Genomic DNA, 17,736 nt, shown 5'->3' on the forward strand with positions numbered 1-17,736 from the left:
GCCGCACCTCCTCAATCAGCAGCCACGTCACATTTACAGAGAAAGTGGGCGAGCACCTCTTACGGCACGGTCTGGCCGAGACCGCCTTTGCTTCGTGCAGTCGTCAGTGTGGGAACAACGATGCCAGGACCAGGCATCTCCGGTGAGGGCTGGAGCCAGCGGTCGAACCAGGCACGGGTGCGATGCAGGACGTCGAGTTGGTGGTTGCGTTCCTGGATCGAGTGGCCCTCTCTGGGGTAGATAACGAATTCGTGCTCGGCGCCGAAATGGCGCAGGGCCCGGTGGAAGTACACGGCTTGGCCGAGGGGGACGTTGGTGTCCTCGGCGCCGTGCAGGATGAGCACCGGCGTGCGGACGCGGCTGGCAAAGGAGACCGGGCTGACCGCGTCGTGCGGGTGTGGGCCGATCCCATCCCACCCGATGCTGCCGCTGAGTGCGCCGTCGAGCTGGCCGTGCTCCCCGGTCGCGGCGAGCATCCCCCAGTCGGTGATACCCGCGTTGACCAGCGCGGCGCGAAACCGGTTTGTCTGCCCGATCGCCCAGGCGGCCATGAAGCCGCCGTGGCTACCGCCGGCGATGCCCAGTCGGTCGGGGTCGGCGATGCCCTCGGCGATGAGCAGGTCGATGCCGGTCAGGATGTCGGACCACTCCTCCCTGCCGACCCTGCCCGCGACGCTGGCCGCGAACTCGTGGCCGTGGCCCTGGCCGCCGCGCGGGTTGGGCAGGAACACCGCGTATCCGGCGGTGGCCAGCCACTGTGCCTGTGCGCTGTGGAACGAGAACAACTGGAGGCGATCGGCGTACCGGTCGTCGGGGCCTCCGTGCACGATCGTGACGAGTGGGAACGGGCCGTCCGAGGCGGATTTCCCGGCCGGCAGTACGAGCAGACCGTCCAGATCGAGGCCGTCGGCGGCTCGATAGGCCAGCGGTCGCTGGGTACCGAATGCGATGCCGTCCAGTTCGGGGCGGGTGTCCGTGATCTTCCGCAGCGGCCCGGTCGGTGGCCCAACATAAACGTTCGTGGGTTGGTAACGGGTGCCGGTCAGTGCCGCGATTGTCTTGCCTGCTGGGGTGGTGGTGAGGGCGTCGAGGTGGCCGGGGTGCTGCGACAGTGGCGTGGGACCGTCGGGGTCGAGCCGGGCCAGGGTCGTGTTCAGGCCGTTGGCGAAGACCACCAGCGGGGCGGCGTCGGTCTGGCACAGTTCGGTGGGGCACATCGGCAGGTCGGCGGTGCGGTTGCGGCGGACGCGGCTGCTCATAGCCAGGTCAAACACGGCGGTGCCGGCGTGGAGGACCGGTGGGGTGAGGGCGATGTAACCGAGGTGCCAACCGTCTTCAGCCGGCCACCAAGCCAGGGATTGTGCGTCGACCTCGACCGGTCCGAGGTCTTCCGCGGTCCCCGTGGCGGGGTCGAACAGGTGCAGCTGGCCGGTGCGGGGGCCGTAGTCCTTGTCGGCGCTGGCCTGGGTGAGCACGGCGAGCGGGCCACCGTCGGGTCGTTGCCGCAGTTCCACGACGTGCCGGTCGCCGAACACATCCGGGGTGGTGACCTGGCCGGTGCGCAGGTCAAGCAGGCGCAGCCGAGCACGCGGTTCGCGCTCACCGACGACAATGGCGTCGTCACGGTCCCGGGCGCGGCGCACGTCCTGCTCGGTGGGCTCGTCCTCGGCGAGCAGCGCGATCAGGTTGGGATCGGCGAGCGGCCGGTGGTCGATGATGCCGGCGCGCCAGCGGGTCACCGCGATCACCACGTCGTCGGCGGGGCTGAGCCGGTGCAGCTGCGGAGTGCCACGCTCGGCGCGGTCGGACAGGAAGTACAACGTGCCCGAGTCCGCGGACCAGCGAGGCCGGGACTCCGTCGCGGTGTCGGCGGTCACCCGACTCCACACACCGTCGCCGTTGATGTCGGCCAGCCAGAGCGCGGTGTCGAGGTGGTCACCGATTCGGCTGATGGGGGCGAGAACGTAGCAGAGCAGATGCCCGTTCGGAGCGAGAGCCGATGTCTGCGGGACGCGACCCTCGACCACGAGTTCAGCGGTCAAACCTGTCATGTGATCAGTGTGCCAACGTCAACAGCGCACAACGTGGACGAGTCACTGCGCTCGGCACACTCGGCCGAAGCGTGCAGCCGCACCAACGGTGCAGATAAGCACCAGCGAGTACAAGATCACCCCGTTGAAGCGGGCGGCTCGACACCTTCTCGGCTATCCGCATCCGCATCCGCGCCGAGTACCGAGAGGGGTCTATGCGGAGCAGGCGATCGGCATCAGCACCGAGGAGTTCGCGCGGGCGAAGGACTCCGGTGTCAACTTCCTGCGGAACGTCTTCCCACTGCTCGACCTAGGTTGGGATCGAGCTCGTTGCCTCGAGTATCTCGTGGAGCGGGGCTTCGGCCAGACCGTGAAGTCCGCCTGCGTCGGCTGCCCGTTCCACGACAACGCAGGCTGGCGATGGATCCGTGACCACGATCCTGACGGCTGGGCGGATGCGGTGGAGTTCGACAAAGCCATCCGCCATGGCTATCCACACGCGACGGACCAGGGCCAGCCCCTGCGTGGTCAGTACTTCCTGCACCGCTCCTGCAAGCCGCTGGACGAGGTCGATCTCGAACCGCGCACCAGGTCGCGGCGTCTCCATCTCGTTACCGTTGACGCGGCGGAGGAATCCGATCCCGACGGGTGCTCGATGTGGGCGTGCCGCTCCGGCCCGGCCGTCTGCGGGGAGGCCGCGGCATGACCTATTCGTTCGTGCTCGACGCGACCACCGAGGACGAGGCCGCCGCGGTGAACGCCGCCTCGCCCGACCTCGTGGACAGCTGGGGAACACCGCAGAAGTACGCGACCGAGGACAAGTCAATCACCATAAGCGCGGGCGACTTGGGGTTCTCCGCCGTGCCGAACGTCGGCGAGGTACGCGAGCACTACGGCATCACACCCGGCTGACACCGCAGACAAAGTTCTCGGTCACTGTCGGCTCGGCGTGAACGCGATGGCGTGGACGTGTGCGGCGAGCAGAGTGCGGTGCGTCTCGGTGGCGTCGCCCACTCGTACTGGAAGGCGACGACCCTGCGGCATCTTCCGCCGCTGGGCGAAAGTCGATGTGTGGCAACAGGTTCACGACGCACTGCGTGACCTGTCCGCCTCCACGCCGGACGGATTCCACTACGCACCGCCGCGATCGTGGACTCCCGAACAGTGCGGGGCGCCGACACCGTTCCCACCGCGAGCGCCGGCTACGACGCGGGCAAGAAGACCAAGGGCCACCACGACGCCAAGCTTCGGCGTAGTGTGCCCGCGCCCCTCGGTCACCCGTGAGCTACCGGGCCCTCACCGGCGTCGCCGACGCCGCCGAACCAGGATGACCGCCCCGACCGCGAGCCCGACCACCACAACGCCGCCCAGCGCCACCAGTGTCACCTCGGCGGTGGACGGGCCTCGGACGTACCGCGTCTGGACCACCACCGCCCGGTACGTCTCGTCCTCGGCCGCCTGGGTGAGGTGGATGTCGTCGGTGACCTCCTCTGGGGCGACCCGCGCGTCGTAGCGGGTCAGGAACCGGCGCTCGGTCACTAGCTTCGCCAGCTCCGGATGCTCGTCGAGTTCGTCGGGCGTCAGCCAGCCGGCGAAGGTCAGGTCGGGCTCGCCGTCGCCGGGGGTGGGGTCGGTGACGTCCATCCTGTGGTCGGCGAGCACGTACAGCCGCAGCGGTTGGCTGCGCTTGGCGGCAGCCGACAACCGCATCGGGTAGACCGGCTCGTCGGTGGCGAAGCTGATCCGCATCGGCGGCAACCCGTCGTCGAAGGTCTCCTCCGCCGCCTCCGGCCGCAGGTGCACCGCGATGACCAGCCAGCCCTCGGCCAGGTACGGGCCGAGGTGCGTGGCGAGGTCAGGGGGCAGGGCGAAGTCCTTGGCGGTGAGCCAGTCGCTGACCGCGCGGTTGTCGGTGCCGGTCAGCTGGGCCAGCTCGTAGGGCCCGACCTCGACGTGGTCGACGACCGTGACCTCGCCGCCTGGTGCCTCGACGCCACCGGCTCCGTTGCCGTCGATCTCCTTCTCGCGGTACTCGACCCTGGGCCGGCTCACTTCGTCCAGGTCGGTGAACAACGCAGCGTCGGCGATGGCGAACTCGGCCCGGCTCGGCACCGGCATGAGGAACGCCACCGAGTCCGACGTGGTGTCGGCGGTGATGTTCACCGTGACGTGCTCGGTCGGGCCATCCAGCTCGACCAGCGCGGTCTCCCGCACCGGCGTCAGCTCGTCGGCGATCGCCGCTCCGCACGCACAGGCGTTCGCCACGCCTGGCCCAACCAACACCGCCCCGAGTCCACCGAACAGGGTGAGCAGGGTGAGCAGCCAGCGTGCCAGCACGAAAAGTCGCATGGTTGCTCAGAGTGCACCAACACTTTCGCGGTTCACGCCGTGACCAACCCGTTGTGACAGTCAGGCGGCGAGGTCGAGTGCGTCGGGGAGGTGGGCGCGCACGTTGTCCCTGGCGACCCTCTTTGCGCATCGTGACCCGATGCCGATGCCGATGCCGATGCCGATCCCGGGTTCGGAACTCTCGTTACGTGGCCGGCGGTTAGCCGCGCACGTGTAGCCCGAAACCCGTGCGGCCCGCGAGCTCCAGCCCCTCCTTCAGGTGCAGCGAGGGGATCTCGTAGTCACCGAAGTTCTGCCGCCGGAATGCGATCGGCTCGGTCGACTCCAGGGTGAGCAGGCGCTGCTCCCAGGCCTTGGCGACGTCCGCGTAGTCCTCGCCGGTCATCCGGTCGGTGCTGTACAGCACGAACGGCGGCAGCACCTCGATGCCTGGGTAGTAGAGGATGCCGTGGTGGATCGGGAACAGCAGATCCTCGATGGGGCCGTTGATCCCGCGAGCGGCGTAATGCGACTCCGGGCCGCCGGCGGTCACCGACAGCAGAGCCTTCCTGCCCGCGAGGGTGCCCTCGCCGAAGCGCTCGCCGTACTTGGTGTCGCTGTGCTCGCCGACGCCGTACGCGAAGTGGTAGGTGAACACCCGGTCGACCCAGCCTTTCAGGATCGCGGGCATCGTGTACCACCACAGCGGGAACTGGAAGATGATCGTGTCGGCCCACAGCAGCTTCTGCTGCTCAGCGAGGACGTCCGGGGTGAGCGTCTCTGCGTCGAACGCCCGGCCAGAGTCCAGGGCCACCTTCAGCGGACTAGAGGCATCGGGGCCGTAGTCCGCGGCGTCCACGACCGCCTTCCAGTTCATCGCGTACAGATCGCTCACCCGTACCTCGTGCCCGGCGGTCTCCAATGTGGACACCGCGAGATCCTTCAGCGAGCCGTTGAGCGACTTCGGCTCCGGGTGGGCGTAGACGATCAGCGTCTTCATGGGAACTCCTTCGGATCGGGTGCCTTCGATCCTGGGTGCCGCGGCGCCCGGCGTTCAGGGGTGCTTCTTCCATCGGACGGGACTTCCTGGTACCGGCAGGACCACCTTCACGGGCACCACCGAGGCCATACTGGGGATATGGACGATCTTGCGGGCTTCCTGCGGACCCGGCGTTCCCGCGTCGACCCGGCGGCCGTCGGCATTCCCACCGACAGGCACCGCCGCGTCGAAGGGCTGCGCCGCGAAGAGGTCGCACATCTGTCCGGAGTCAGCGTTGACTACTACGTACGCTTGGAGCAGGGCCGCGCGACCCAGCCCTCCGAACAGGTCCTCGACGCGCTCGCCCGCGTCCTCGGCCTCGACGAGACCGAACGCGGGCACCTCTACCGGCTCGCCCGGCAGCGGCGCCGCAGAGCGAAGGCGCCGGGCGGGCGGGTCCGGCCGGAGCTGCTGCGCGTCCTCGACCTGGTCGCCGACGCACCCGCACTGATCATGGATCACCGCTTGGACGTGCTCGCCGGGAACCGCCTCGCCGGACTCCTCTACGGCCGGCCGATACCTGGTCTGAACACCGCCAGGCACATCTTCCTCGAGGAGGCCGAGCGCGGCCTCTACGCGGACTGGGAGAACTGCACCCTCGACGTGGTCGGACACCTGCGCCTGGCCGCGGGCAAGTATCCAGAGGACCCCCGCCTGGCCTCGCTCATCGGCGAGCTGGCGATGGGCAGCGAGCGCTTCCGCCGCCTCTGGGCCCGCGCGGATGTGCGCGCCAGGGCACATGGACGCAAGGCGTATCGGCACCCGCTGGTCGGACTGCTGGAACTGCACCAGGAGAACTTCGCGCTACCGGACGAGTCAGGTATGGAGCTGCTGGTGCTGTCCGCGGCCCCCGGCGGCCCCGCCGAGGACGGGCTGCACCTGCTCGCGAGCCTGGGCGCGCACAGCGGTGAGGCTCACTCCACAATGGACGCTCAGAAGATTTCACACGGCCTCGGACCTGTCCATCGCTCTGCGATAATGCCCTGAACTGCGGTAACAAGACTCTTGCAGGTCGGCGCGGGTTCATTTAGGTCCGTTGAGGACCGTTGAGGATTGTTCAGCGCGCGGAGGTGCTCCCAATCTGCTCCCACGCCTTGGTCCCAAGGCTCATCGGCTCTGTCCGCCTGGGCAGGCCGTGCACGTTCGGCGGCATGATCGGACGTTCATCCAGCGTGTGCCGCCCAGGTGGTCGAGGTGCACGTGCTGGACGAGGTCGCGCTCGGCTGTGCGTCGACGCGCCGGGAGCTGGCGGAACTCGTGCAGCGGGAGTCCGAACGGGTGGCGTGCGGGACGGTCGAGGTTCCCTCGTCGCGCCGGCACGCCACCCAGGTCGCCTGAACGCCGCTCAGCAGGCCTTCACGGCCACGCTGTGCACCCGGCCGGAGATGTTGTAGATGGTCACGGTGTCCCAGCCGCCGTTCGCGGTGACCTGGTACTTGTAGCCGGACGGCACCTGCTGGCTGCGCTTCGCGCCTGCCGGGACGTTGCTCTGCTGCACGACGAGCCGGCCCGCCCTCGACCCGCTGGCGTAGATGATCGAGTAGAGCTTGGGGCCGGAGCAGTTGTTGGTCCAGTTGATGTAGCCGTAGGTTGCGGCGGACGCCGGGCCGGCCGTGACGGCGAGGCCGCCGAGGGTCAAGGCCAGGGAAGCGAGCAGGACGGGCAAGCGCTGACGCACGTGTTCTCCTTCGGGTACGAATGGATCACCCGCAGTCAACACCATGCTGTTGATCACCACATCGGTCGTTCGCACCACAAAACGGCTGAAATTCGATGGATTCCGGCGCTCGGTCACTACATCGAGCACCGAACCCACCGATCACTCGCTGGCGCGGCCCCCTCCAGGTCCGGCCCCAGCTACTCGAACCTGATCAGATCGAACGCCTCACCATCGACCGGCAAGACCTTCTCGGCGGAGTCATCCACGAGTATCGCCATGCCGCTTAACCTGCGTGGATGTAGTTTCCGGCACGCACAACCCCACAGGGCATCGGCGAGGCCCCAGCCCGCCTGTTCGCCGAAGAAGGCGCCTCCGTGGTGCTCCCCGCGCTACAACGCCTCGAGCCCGCTCGGCAGGATGGCCGAACCGCGCGAGGTGGCGGCCTGGCTGCTCAGCGACAGGGCATCGATGGTGAACGGGGCGATCATGCCCGTGGACGGGGGAGCGGGCGCGTAGCGTTGTGCGCCGTGAACGATCGTGCGGACGTGCCGGACCGGGTCCTGGACGAGGTGCGGGCCATCTGCGCCGCGCTGCCGGAGGCCACCGAGCAAGCGGCGTGGGTGGGCATGCGGTGGAGCATCCGCAAACGCAGCTTCGTGCACGTCTTCACGGCGCATCCCGGTGAGACCGGGACGTACAGCCGGGCCGCCGAACTCACCGAACCAACAGTGATCATGACGTTCCGCGCCCAGCCCGAGGAGTTCGACGCCCTGGCCGGAGCCGGGGAGCCGTTCTTCCGGGCGGCGTGGGGCAAGGACGTGGTCGGGTTGAAGGTGCTGCCGGACGTGGACTGGGACGAGGTGCGGGAGTTGCTGACTGAGAGCTACCGCGTGCTGGCGCCGGCGAAGCTCGTGAAGCTGCTCGGTTGAGCGGTCAGGGCTCGCGGGTGCTGGGGACGGCGGTCCATGTCCGCTCGTGGCGATTGGCGGTGATCTCGGTGAATGCCTGGTTCACGGCGGAGGCGGACGGTTGCTTGCGCGGGTGGTTCCTGGTCAGCAGGGCGGACATCGCGGAGGCGAGCGACTTGAACGCCACGTAATCCTTGGATCTGTCGGACGTCCAGGGAATGGTCGGGCTGTAGGTCCGTTCGTCGTCGGCGAGTATCCGGCCGCTTGATCAACGAGTACGAACCTGCGGCGGCCTAAGGCACAGGTCAGACCGCTGAGCCTAGTTTTGACACCCCACACGGCCGAAGCGGTGGCGCGCTGTTCGTGCCACCGACTGAGGAGGCGATCTCGGAGCGGAACCAGCTGCTGCAGCCGATCGCGGTGGGTCGGTAGCGCGGCGGAGGCCGAGCTTGCATCGGCACGGTCTACCGCGACTCCGGGATCGCCGACGTGCTCGAAGGCCGGCCCGTCATGGCGGACAGCGGCTACCAGGGCAATCCCGAGGTGGTCATGCCCTACCGCACATCCTGCGCGACACCGCCTCAGGCATCGCCCGGCTCCACAACTTCGCCCTCACCGGCTGATCGGGACATCCCGCCGTCCCAACTACGAGATCAGTTACGTGACAACCCTTGGGGTGCGGTGCCGAACGAGGTGGCGGAGAACAGCGCCGACGTTCTCTCCTTCAGCCGGACACTGAACTCCTCAATGTGTTGCTTGGGTTCAGGCATTGCTTCTCCTTGTGTGGCAAGGACGGTGAGCGCCCTCGAGGTCGACGCCGCTACCGGATCACTGAAATTCGTGCTGCAGACGCTGCTGCTCGTGCGGCGCGTTCGTGTGTCACCAGTCCCATCTCGCCGAGCAGGAACTCGAGCTCGCGCACAGCGACAGCATCGCCGTGTACGGCACCGACCCCGCTGAGGTTGAGCACCACCTCGTCGACTCCGGCGGCGTGGTACTCGCGCAGACCGGCCACGATCTCGGGGAGCGTGCCGGTGAGAAAGAGGCCTTCCTCGACGAGTCTCCGCGCGCCCGACTCGGGATCGGTCGGATCCACGGCGACGCCCGCCTGGTTCAGCATCGAGACGTAGTGCGGCGCCTGGAGATGCCGTCGGCACACCGAGAACGCCACCCGGTCCAGATCGCGGCCCGGTTTGCGCTGCGCGACGTGCACCACCGACACCACCCTGGTCCGGCTGCCCAGCTCCGGTTTCAGCACGTCCCGGATGTAGGCAGGCGGGCACAGCCACGTGATCGCCACGTCGGCCACCTCGCCCGCCAGTCGGGCCATTGCCGGACGCAGCACGCCGACGCCGACCTCGACGTGTTCGTGCGGGAACGGCAGGAGCGCTCCCTCCAGCCGGAAGTACTCGCCGTCCAGCTGTACGGCGTCACCATCGAGCAGTCCGCGCACGGTCGTCAGGTACTCGCGGGTGGCGGTCAGCGGGCTGCGGTACCTGCCGCCCGTGGCCCGCTGGAAGTCGACCGGGCCGGGGCCGTAGCCCGCGACGACCGGCTGACCCGTCAGCATGGCCAGCGATCGGGCTTGCAGCGCGGCCTCGTACGGGTGTCGCAGCGGCATCAGCGTTACGCTCGTGCCGACCGGGATGCGGTGACCGAGTCCGGCGGCGTAGGCGAAGACCTGATGCGGTTCGATCGCGAGCGCCTGACCGAGCCACAGGCGGGTGTTCGCCCGCTGCACCAGAGCCGCAACCGGGCCGATCTGGTCCGGGCGCACCGGCATGAACGGGACGTGTACCGAGAACTTCACGATGCCACCAGGTTGCGTGCCGGGTTCGCCGGGTCGATACCCGCCAGCGTGAACTCACGGGCCACCACGAGCTCGCGCGGCTCTTCGCCGGTGTGCAGCAGGGCCTGGGCGAGGACGCGAGACCGGTGCTGGCCGAAGCTGAGCCCGGACATGCCGAGCCGCGTGTCGTTGGGTTCCTCGGCGACTGCCACGCCGGGCGCGAGCTCGTCGGCGAACACCGAGGTCTCCGTGCCGATGCCCGGCAAGCCCAAGACCGCGGAAGCCACGAGATCGGCACCGAGGCCTGGCAGGTACACCACCAGCGCGTCCCGGCGCGGATACTCCTCCCGGCGCGACAGGATTTTTGCGTGGTACGTGACTTCCGCGCGTTCCAGCGCCGTCAACACCGCGCGCCAGACCTCAGGAGCGTCGTCGGCGTTCGTCACGTGGACGTACACCCGTTGCAGCGCATCGGTGAACTCCGCAGGCCGCGAGCTCGTCACGTACAGGAATCCCGGCGACAACGCGGGTCGCACGGCAGGAACCCGGACATGCTCGCCTTCGACGGTGTCCTCGGGGAACCACACCAGCACGTCGTCCAACTCCACGAGAACACGGCCCGCAGACCGTCCCTTGAGGACACCCGTGACCGTGGTGGTCTCGTGCGGCACGGCAGCTGTGAGAAGGGCCTCCAGCTGCCGGTCGCGCTTTGGCGACAACCGGTCGCGGGTGTGCCCGGTGTGCAGCTGCGCATACAGGCCGTCGGCGAGGTCGTCGACGGCGAAGGTGAGATCGACCGTCAGCGTCGACAAGGCGGTGGCGAGCCGGTCACGCATGAGCCAACCCCAATACGGCGTGGAAACGGTGTGGCGCAACGAGAATCGTGCGTGCGACGCGGAACAGCGTGTGGCCGACCCCGTCGAGCCGCGGCCGGGCCAGCGCGTCGATGAACATCCGGTCGAGCAGGTGCCACGCCACGAACACCACCGCCCGCTCCGCCACGTCCGTGCAAGGGCGGGCGCGGCGGTACGCCTGCCAGAACGCCTCCACCGCCGGCCGAACCTCCCGGTACGGCTGCCAGTGCTCGGTGAGCACGATGTTCGGCACCGGTACCCGGCGGGCCGAGACGCGGGTGCGCTCGGTGAGATGGCTGAAGATCGCGTGGTAGAGGAATTCGCCGACGAAACTGCCGACGTCGCGGGCGGGGTCGGCGAGCCGGAACGTCTCCCAGTCCGCCAGGTGCAGGTCGCCCTCCGCGATCAGGAACTGGTCCAGCCGCAGATCGCCATGAGTCGGTGTGCGCACCACGTCCGCACTGCGATCTTCCAGCGGCGCCAGCGACTCCACGATCACCGGGTCCTGCTGGACGAGCTGCCACGCCTGGAGCTGGGCCTGGCTGGACTCGGTGTAGAGCGCGGCGCTGATGCCGCCGAAGACGTCCTCGTGCGGTTGCTCCGGCAGCGCCCGCTCGGTTTCGGCCAGCGGCGCCGGGTCCAGGCCGTGCACGGCTGCGAGCGCCTCACCCGCCTGCGCGCCGAGGTCGGCGCCGAATGTGCGGTCGAGCACGGCTTTCTCCCCGGTCCGCACGCCGTCGAGACCGCGGAACACCTGCACCGCCGCTTCCTCGTCCTGGCCGAGCAACGCGGGGGTGAGGACCGGGCCGCCGGTCCGGTAGAACGCGGCTGTGCGGCGCAGACCGGAGGTGATCTCCGCGGTCGTGCCGACGATCCGCTTCACGAACACGCGCTCACCGGTCGTGGTCGTGCCGAGCCAGTTGTCGTTCCGGCCGATGACGGTGGTGGCCGCCGGCCAGTCGAAGGCGCCGAGGCCGAGCCGGCCCAGCAGGGAGTCGATCTCGTGCACCATTTCCCCCAGGTGGAATCAGTTCTTCCGCGCCCGCTTCCAGTCCCGCAGCAGCAGTCCGGAGAACAGTGCGAGACCCGCGATCGCGACGACAAGAAGCGCGATGCGCAGCCATGGCGTTTCCTGCACGCCGCCGAGCACGGTCAGTCCCATGAAGGCGACGAGTGCGCCCTGGTACTTCGTGTTGGCGGAGATGTTTTTTTCTGTGGCCATGCGCAAGAGCATATCGCCCTTACCCGAATAGGTGACGCCCCCGCGCGCCAGGGGCGTCGTGCACATCACGTCAACAGGCTGATGAAGATCGTGCTGACGGTCGCGCCCGCCGAAACACCGGTGATGAAGTCACCGGCGTCGGGGGTGGCGATCCGATCGAGCTCCGCGACCGACAGGTCGATCGGGGAGAGCTCGTCGAAGGACAGGTCGAGCTTGGCCATGCGTGTACACCTCCTTTCCTGTCAGCGCTGGTCAGCTGACCGATCAGGTGAGAACGATCGTGAGCGTGATGCCCGCGACGCTCATGCTGACGCCGGTGCCGGTGAGGACGTCGCACGTCTTCTGGTCGACGCCGGCGCAGTTGCCGAGACCTTCCAGAACCTCCAGTTCCTGGAAGGACAGGTCGAGCTCTTGCAGCGTGTTCTGCACAGTGATTCACCTCCTTCCGCCGCTCGGCGCGAAGGGGAACTCGTCTCTTGACTCCCCAGTCAGAAGCGAGACAGGTCGATGCCGTCCCGCTGATCGCCACTCTAAGCACCATCGGTTTGATTTTTTCAGACGAATCAATCTATTTGTGAGCTGAGTCACGGACATTCTCAGACTTTCGTAGTACGCGTACAACCAGCGCGGTACGTGAAATCGATACCACCGTCGGATAGCTTTTTTGGCGGGGCGTGCTGAGCATGGACTCACACGTTGCGGAGATCTGGGGGATCTTGTGAGCACCAACGAGCAGCTTCTTGCTGCGCTGGTTCGGCTGGCCAGCGGGAACAGTCAGATCAACACCACCGGGGGCCGCGTGGTCTTCGCGGAGTCGGCCGAGCACGCGGACTTCGTCCGCGGTCTGGGCGACTGCCCGGACGACGTGGTGTTCACGCCCGAACAGTTCGAGGGTGGCATCAGCGAGCCCGGCGACGAGCTCTTCGTCGGCGACGGCCTCTACGTCTACACGCAGGACTACCTGTCGACGCCGTTCCTGGCCGTCGCCGGTCCGACGATCGTGCGGGTGACCGGCCAGGAGGACTACCGGGCGTTCCTGGAGGACGCGGACCTGGCGCGGTTGCGGGGCGAGTTCGTCGAGCAGCTCCTGAACCCGTCGGTGTTCCTCGCTGACCAGTGCGCGCTCGGCTCGACGCACCTGTGCGGTGCGCCGGTGTTGCTGCGCCTGCACGTCTGCGCGTCCGGCGAGGTGCGCACGTCGCCCGGTGGCTCGGTGCTCGGCACCGTTTCCTCCACCGTGGACGAACTGGAGACGGCAGCTGTTCACGGCGCCGGAGACGTGTGCCTGAACGGGGTCGTCGACGAGTCCGTTGTGGATGCTTCCCGTGCCGAACGTCCTTGGCTGTCGCGGTACCTGCGCACGCTGGACGTGCTGCGCGGGCTGCGGGCCCAGGGCAGGGCCGGCTACCGGGTCTCCGGGTTCGGCGGGCGCCTCGTCCGCACCATGCCGGCGTTCGACGAACCGGTCGACGCGCCGCTGCTGCTGTGGAACGACTTCGAGAACCTGCTCTGCGACACCACCACCGGGCGGTTGTTCCGGCTGGGCGCGGACGCGGCGCGGCTCACCGAGCTGCTGCTGGTCACCGGGTCCCGCGACGAGGCGCTGGGGTTGGCGCGCGAACACCTGGACCTGGACGGCGCGGTCGCGGAGGACGCGCTCGGCGTCGTCGCCCGGCACTTCGAGCAGGCCGCGTGATCAGCCCACCTGGCACAGCGGGCGCGCTCGCCGCGCTGTACGGGCTGGAGCCGGTGCCGCTCTACAGCGCCGGAGCCACGGTGTACGACGACATCGCACAGATCGACCGGGCGGAGATCGGTGATGTGCTGCGGCTGGCGCAGCGCGTTGGAGGCCCGGTGCTGGAGCTGGCCTGCGGGTCGGGACGGGTGACGCTGCCGCTGCTCGCGCGCGGGCACCGGGTGGTGGCGCTGGACAACTCGGCCGCGTTGCTGCGGTTGCTGTCGGACCGCCTGCCGGACGTGTCCGGTGCACGGCTGGTCGAGGCCGACATGACCTCGTTCGAGTTGGACGAGGCGTACGGGTTGGTGGTGCTCGCAGCTACTTCCGTGTGCCTGCTGGATTCTCGGCAACGCGCCGCAGCGTTCGAACGGGTACGCGCACACCTCGCCGCCGACGGGCTCTTCTACGTGAGCGTGCTCGACCTCGCTGACCGGTTGCGCGCCGCGCGGCCGGTGGAGCGGACGAGCGTGCTGGTCGGCCCGCGCGGTGTGACGTCGTTGTTCCAGCACTTCGACGGACGCCGTGGGGTGCGGACGACGAGTGTGTTGCACGAGTCCGTTGTGGACGGTGTGACGACCGATCGCGCGGTGTACATCAGCGAGATCAACATGGTCGGGTCCGACGAGCTGGTCCGCGAGCTCGGCGCTGCGGGTTTCGAGGTGCTGGAACGGCGAAGTGGTCCGGCCGGCGAACAGGTGCAGGTCCAGCTCGTCTGCGGGAGGCGCCGATGAGGTACCCGGTGTGGGAGTCGCTGGTCGTGCCGAGCGCCTACGGGCGCGCCGATCGGCAGGCCGTGTCGGCGCGAGGTGTGCGGGTGCGGTTCGCCGACGGCACTTCGGCCTTGTGCGCGACCAGCGGGTTGTGGAACGCCAACCTCGGCTACGGCAATCCCGTGATCGCCGATGCGGTGCATCGCTCGCTGCTCGACTCGTCGTACCTGACGCTGTTCCGCGGCGGCCACTCACCGGCGCTGCGGGCGGCCGAGGCGTTGCTGCGGGTGTGCGGGCCGGAGCACTTCGGGCGGGTGCTGTTCTCCACCTCCGGGGGCGCGGCGAACGACGTGATGATGAAGCTCGTGCGGCACCACCAAGCGCTGCGCGGCGAAGGTCAGCGGCGCGTCGTCGTGGGGTTGAAGGGCAGTTACCACGGACTCACCTACGGCAGCTTCGGGCTGACCGGCGAGCGGCTCGGACAGGACGCCTACTCGGTCGACCAACGGCACGTGCGGCACGTCGGGTCGACAGCCGAGCTGATGGCGTTGTTCGCCAGGGAAGGCCATCGGATCGCCGCGGTCGTGCTGGAGCCGGTGCTCGGGTCCGGCGCGTACCCCGTTCCCGTCGAGTTGCTGGCCGCGTTGCCAGGTTTGCGGGCCGAGCACGGCTTTCTGCTGGTCGCGGACGAGGTCGCGACGGGATTCGGGCGATGCGGGTCGTTCTTCGCGTCGTCGTCCTGGGCTGTGCGACCGGATGTTCTTGTGACGTCCAAAGGCCTGACGAACGGCACATGCGCTGCTTCGGCGCTGGTGGTGTCACACGAGGTGTGCGAGGTGTTCGAGTCGGCGGATTCGATGCTCGTGCACGGGGAAACGCAAGCTGGAACGCCCAGCAGTTGCGCGGCGATCGTGGCGACCATCGAAGAGATGCAGCGGCTGAACGCCGTCGAGCTGGGGTTGGCGAACAGCCTGCGGCTCGACGGAGTGCTGGAGCGGCTGGCACAGCACCCGCTGGTGACCGGACATCGCGGGGCCGGGTGTTTCCGGGCGCTGGAGCTGGTTCCCGGGGTGGCGCAGCAGGTGGTGGAGTCGGCACGGCGGCGTGGGCTGATCGTGCAGCCCGGTCCCGACTGCGTGCAGCTGGTGCCGGCCCTGATCTACGGCGCCGACGAGTTCGACGAGCTGGAAGGGCTGTTGCTGGCCTCGCTGGACGTGGCGGGGGAGCGTGTGGCGTGTTGACGCACCAGTCCACCCCGACGACCGTGCACGCGGGGTCGTGGCCCGCGAGGCTCGGCGGCCGGGTGGCGTGGCTGGTCGACCCGCACGTCCGGTTCGACGTTCCTGGCGCGATCTTCGTTGATCCGGCCGACTCCGGTGTCGACGCGGTGCGCGCGGTGGCCGCGTCGTTCGGCGACTGCGACACCGTCGTCGGTGTCGGTGGCGGGAGCCTGCTGGACCTCGTGAAGCTCGCCAGCCTGGTCGACGCCGATCCCGGGCTCGCCGACGTGCTGACGTCGCGCGGGCGCCGGGCAGGGGTGATCCCCCTGCCCGCCGGGCCCTCCCCGGTCCGGCGGCGGGTGCTGGTGCCGACGACCGTCGGGACAGGGGTGGAGGTCAGTGCGGTCGCGTGCCTGACCGTGGACGGCGGGAAGCGGCTGGTCGCAGGCTCACGGCTGCGGCCTGAGGTGGCGGTGCTCGATCCGGCTCGTACCGCTTCACTGCCCGCGCGGTTGTTGCGCGAGGGCGTGCTGGAGGCGTTGCTCCGCGTCCTCGGTCCGGTGGTGGGCAGCGCGCACGTCGGCGGACTGCCCGACGCCGAGGCGGAGATGCTTGCGCGGGAACTGGTGGCGGTGGGGGACCGGTTCGCTGTAGGAGACGTCACCGCCGCGGGGCGGTTGTACGCGGCCCAGCTCAGCGCCGCCACGCACACCGGGTGGGCGTTGGTCGGGCGGAAGCCTTACGCGGCAAGGCACTGGTACCTCGCCAACGAGCTGTCGACCGTGCAGTCCGTGCGCAAGATGGTGGCCACGGCGCACGTCGTCCCCGCTGTGTGGGAACGGATCGTCCGCGGTGACGAGCGGTTCGGCTTCGCGGACCGGCTTGACGCGGCGTGGCGGTGGATTTCGAAGTCTCCACCCGTCGAGGGATTCCGCGAGTTGTTGCGACGGTGGGACCTCGAACCAGACGTGGTGCCTTCCCCGGCGGAGATCGCTGAAGCGACGGACAACGCGCTGAGGGCGTGGGGCGGGACGTTGCCGATGCTCGCGGGACTGGGCGTGGACGACATCGCCGGGATCTACCAGGGGAGTGCCGTGTGTTCGACCTGATCTCGACCCTCGATCCGGCAAACGGGCTGACCCGCGGTTGGGAGATGCGGGCACCGGAAGCCGACCGTCCGATGTGGAGCGTCGCGGTCGACATCGGCGGCGCGTACCCGATAGGCGCGTGCGGTGTTGGACGGATGGACACGGTCACACGGGCCGCCGGCGAGGCGGTGGAGCGGTTCGCGTTGGTGCCCGGCGACGGGCCGGAGTCCGTGGTGGCGCCGGCGCGGTTGCTGCCCGGCGCGCTGGACTTCGCCGGTGCCTCGCTCGGTGATCCGCTCGCCGTCGACGAGCCCCTGCGCTGGTACCGCGGTTCCTGGCTTGGCTCCGGTGAGCCGGTGTGGGTGCCTGCGGGCATGGTCGACTACCCCGCGGACTCACCGTGGTTCGACTCGACACCGTCCGGAGCGGCGGCCGGGCCGGACCTGGAGTTCGCGGCCAGGGCGGCGCTGCTGGAGTGGATCGAACGCGACGCCGTCGCGGTTGCCTGGGCGACCGGTGCCGGGGTACGCCGGGTCGAGCCGCCCGCCGGGCGTGTCCGGCGGCTGCTCGAGTCGGTCAGGCACGTCGAACCCCGCCTGGTCAGCATCCCCGTGCTGCCGGGGTTGAGGTGTGTCATGGCGGCTGTCGTCGACGGGCCCGCGCTCGCGGCTGTCGGAGCGAAGGCACATCACGACGCGGACCGGGCGATGCTGGTCGCGTTGCAGGAGTCGTTGCAGGTCAGGGCGGCGCTGCTGGCCATGCGCGCGGAGTGGGGCGAGGTGACGGCGCCTGAGGTTGTGCGCGACGACGCGGACCGGGCGCGGCTGTACCTCACCCCGGCCGCGGTGGCGGAGGTGCGGGAGCGGCTGAGCGACCTGCCGCTGACCGAACTCGGCTCGGGTCCGGAGATGGCGCTCGACGAGCTGGTCGCCGCGGTCGTCGCCGACGGCGGACGGCCCGCGCTCGTCGACCTGAGCGAGCGGCTGCCCGCGGCGCACCGGGCGATGGGGTGGCGAGCGGTCAAGGTCGTGGTGCCGGGGTACCAGCCGTTGCGGATGGACGAACGGCACGCGTTCGGGTGGCGGTACGACCGGATGAGAGGGGCGGTCGGGTCGTTCCCGCATCCGCTGATCTGAACCGACCTGGGGGA

Annotated in this window: 22 protein-coding genes and 1 pseudogene; 12 read left to right on the forward strand and 11 right to left on the reverse strand. The window is 69.1% G+C overall.

The genetic code is table 11. The annotated features are described in order from the left end of the window. Positions 1-59: 59 nt before the first annotated feature. Positions 60-2,051, reverse strand: coding sequence for a S9 family peptidase (locus BM417_RS28555; RefSeq protein WP_093600986.1), 1,992 nt, complete (start codon positions 2,049-2,051; stop codon positions 60-62). 124 nt (positions 2,052-2,175) lie between these two features. Here BM417_RS28555 and BM417_RS28560 point away from each other — a divergent pair, with 124 nt between their 5' ends. The 3 genes from BM417_RS28560 to BM417_RS49920 all read left to right on the forward strand — a co-directional run bounded on the left by BM417_RS28560 (position 2,176) and on the right by BM417_RS49920 (position 3,314). Continuing rightward, positions 2,176-2,736 carry a hypothetical protein gene (locus BM417_RS28560; protein WP_143138838.1) on the forward strand — a complete coding sequence of 187 codons (561 nt, stop codon included), beginning with the start codon at positions 2,176-2,178 and terminating at the stop codon, positions 2,734-2,736. Continuing rightward, a complete protein-coding gene (locus BM417_RS28565) occupies positions 2,733-2,942 on the forward strand; it encodes a hypothetical protein (protein WP_143138839.1) in 210 nt (69 codons plus the stop codon). Before BM417_RS28560 ends, BM417_RS28565 begins: the two co-directional genes overlap by 4 nt. Before the next feature lie 237 nt (positions 2,943-3,179). Next, positions 3,180-3,314 (forward strand): hypothetical protein, encoded by a 135-nt coding sequence (locus BM417_RS49920; protein ID WP_281251359.1) that lies wholly within the window; start codon positions 3,180-3,182, stop codon positions 3,312-3,314. Positions 3,315-3,326: 12 nt separating this feature from the next. Here BM417_RS49920 and BM417_RS28570 read toward each other — a convergent pair whose 3' ends face one another. Next, the gene (locus BM417_RS28570) at positions 3,327-4,379 is read right to left on the reverse strand and encodes a DUF2330 domain-containing protein (RefSeq protein ID WP_093600992.1); all 1,053 of its coding nucleotides are present in this window, start codon (positions 4,377-4,379) and stop codon (positions 3,327-3,329) included. Between the two features lie 199 nt (positions 4,380-4,578). Then, positions 4,579-5,358, reverse strand: a complete 780-nt coding sequence (locus tag BM417_RS28575) for an NAD(P)H-dependent oxidoreductase (protein ID WP_093600994.1) — start codon at positions 5,356-5,358, stop codon at positions 4,579-4,581. 138 nt (positions 5,359-5,496) lie between these two features. Here BM417_RS28575 and BM417_RS28580 point away from each other — a divergent pair, with 138 nt between their 5' ends. Then, entirely contained in the window at positions 5,497-6,384 is an 888-nt protein-coding gene (locus tag BM417_RS28580) for a helix-turn-helix transcriptional regulator (RefSeq protein ID WP_093600996.1), read from the forward strand. A 207-nt stretch (positions 6,385-6,591) separates the two neighbouring features. Next, positions 6,592-6,735, forward strand: coding sequence for a hypothetical protein (locus BM417_RS48015; RefSeq protein WP_177320653.1), 144 nt, complete (start codon positions 6,592-6,594; stop codon positions 6,733-6,735). 7 nt (positions 6,736-6,742) lie between these two features. Here BM417_RS48015 and BM417_RS28585 read toward each other — a convergent pair whose 3' ends face one another. Then, complete coding sequence (locus BM417_RS28585; protein ID WP_143138840.1) at positions 6,743-7,075, reverse strand: hypothetical protein; 333 nt, start codon at positions 7,073-7,075, stop codon at positions 6,743-6,745. Between the two features lie 509 nt (positions 7,076-7,584). Between BM417_RS28585 and BM417_RS28595 the strand changes: the two genes are divergently transcribed. Continuing rightward, a complete protein-coding gene (locus BM417_RS28595) occupies positions 7,585-7,986 on the forward strand; it encodes an MmcQ/YjbR family DNA-binding protein (protein WP_218164584.1) in 402 nt (133 codons plus the stop codon). 4 nt (positions 7,987-7,990) lie between these two features. On the opposite strand, the gene BM417_RS48020 is transcribed toward BM417_RS28595, so the two are convergent. Then, positions 7,991-8,152 (reverse strand): hypothetical protein, encoded by a 162-nt coding sequence (locus tag BM417_RS48020; protein ID WP_177320654.1) that lies wholly within the window; start codon positions 8,150-8,152, stop codon positions 7,991-7,993. A gap of 272 nt (positions 8,153-8,424) precedes the next feature. Here BM417_RS48020 and BM417_RS50365 point away from each other — a divergent pair. Then, positions 8,425-8,526, forward strand: a pseudogene (locus BM417_RS50365) (IS5/IS1182 family transposase); the annotation flags it as partial. Positions 8,527-8,785: 259 nt separating this feature from the next. Here the strand turns inward: BM417_RS50365 and BM417_RS28605 are convergent. The 6 genes from BM417_RS28605 to BM417_RS48030 form a co-directional block, all read right to left on the reverse strand. After that, entirely contained in the window at positions 8,786-9,775 is a 990-nt protein-coding gene (locus BM417_RS28605; protein ID WP_218164585.1) for an LLM class flavin-dependent oxidoreductase, read from the reverse strand. Beyond that, positions 9,772-10,590 (reverse strand): T3SS effector HopA1 family protein, encoded by an 819-nt coding sequence (locus tag BM417_RS28610; RefSeq protein ID WP_093601002.1) that lies wholly within the window; start codon positions 10,588-10,590, stop codon positions 9,772-9,774. Before BM417_RS28610 ends, BM417_RS28605 begins: the two co-directional genes overlap by 4 nt. Continuing rightward, a complete protein-coding gene (lxmK, locus tag BM417_RS28615; protein ID WP_093601004.1) occupies positions 10,583-11,620 on the reverse strand; it encodes a class V lanthionine synthetase subunit LxmK in 1,038 nt (345 codons plus the stop codon). The genes BM417_RS28610 and lxmK overlap by 8 nt, the downstream gene beginning before the upstream one ends. Before the next feature lie 15 nt (positions 11,621-11,635). Further along, positions 11,636-11,830 (reverse strand): hypothetical protein, encoded by a 195-nt coding sequence (locus BM417_RS28620; protein WP_093601006.1) that lies wholly within the window; start codon positions 11,828-11,830, stop codon positions 11,636-11,638. A 65-nt stretch (positions 11,831-11,895) separates the two neighbouring features. Next, the gene (locus BM417_RS48025; RefSeq protein ID WP_177320655.1) at positions 11,896-12,051 is read right to left on the reverse strand and encodes a hypothetical protein; all 156 of its coding nucleotides are present in this window, start codon (positions 12,049-12,051) and stop codon (positions 11,896-11,898) included. 43 nt (positions 12,052-12,094) lie between these two features. Further along, a complete protein-coding gene (locus BM417_RS48030; protein WP_177320656.1) occupies positions 12,095-12,259 on the reverse strand; it encodes a hypothetical protein in 165 nt (54 codons plus the stop codon). A gap of 289 nt (positions 12,260-12,548) precedes the next feature. Between BM417_RS48030 and mpaB the strand changes: the two genes are divergently transcribed. The 5 genes from mpaB to BM417_RS28640 are packed head-to-tail and all read left to right on the forward strand — an operon-like array spanning position 12,549 to position 17,722. Continuing rightward, entirely contained in the window at positions 12,549-13,526 is a 978-nt protein-coding gene (mpaB, locus tag BM417_RS47040; RefSeq protein ID WP_143138841.1) for a daptide biosynthesis RiPP recognition protein, read from the forward strand. After that, on the forward strand, positions 13,523-14,299 hold the full coding sequence (mpaM, locus tag BM417_RS47045) for a daptide-type RiPP biosynthesis methyltransferase (RefSeq protein ID WP_143138842.1): 777 nt from the start codon (positions 13,523-13,525) through the stop codon (positions 14,297-14,299). Before mpaB ends, mpaM begins: the two co-directional genes overlap by 4 nt. Continuing rightward, positions 14,296-15,519, forward strand: a complete 1,224-nt coding sequence (gene mpaD / locus BM417_RS28630; protein WP_093601008.1) for a daptide-type RiPP biosynthesis aminotransferase — start codon at positions 14,296-14,298, stop codon at positions 15,517-15,519. The genes mpaM and mpaD overlap by 4 nt, the downstream gene beginning before the upstream one ends. Next, the gene (mpaC, locus tag BM417_RS28635) at positions 15,513-16,607 is read left to right on the forward strand and encodes a daptide-type RiPP biosynthesis dehydogenase (protein ID WP_177320657.1); all 1,095 of its coding nucleotides are present in this window, start codon (positions 15,513-15,515) and stop codon (positions 16,605-16,607) included. The genes mpaD and mpaC overlap by 7 nt, the downstream gene beginning before the upstream one ends. After that, positions 16,595-17,722, forward strand: coding sequence for a YcaO-like family protein (locus BM417_RS28640; RefSeq protein WP_093601012.1), 1,128 nt, complete (start codon positions 16,595-16,597; stop codon positions 17,720-17,722). Before mpaC ends, BM417_RS28640 begins: the two co-directional genes overlap by 13 nt. The last annotated feature ends 14 nt before the right edge of the window (positions 17,723-17,736 follow it).

The sequence above is a fragment of the Lentzea waywayandensis genome, from assembly GCF_900115955.1.
Lineage (GTDB): Bacteria > Actinomycetota > Actinomycetes > Mycobacteriales > Pseudonocardiaceae > Lentzea > Lentzea waywayandensis.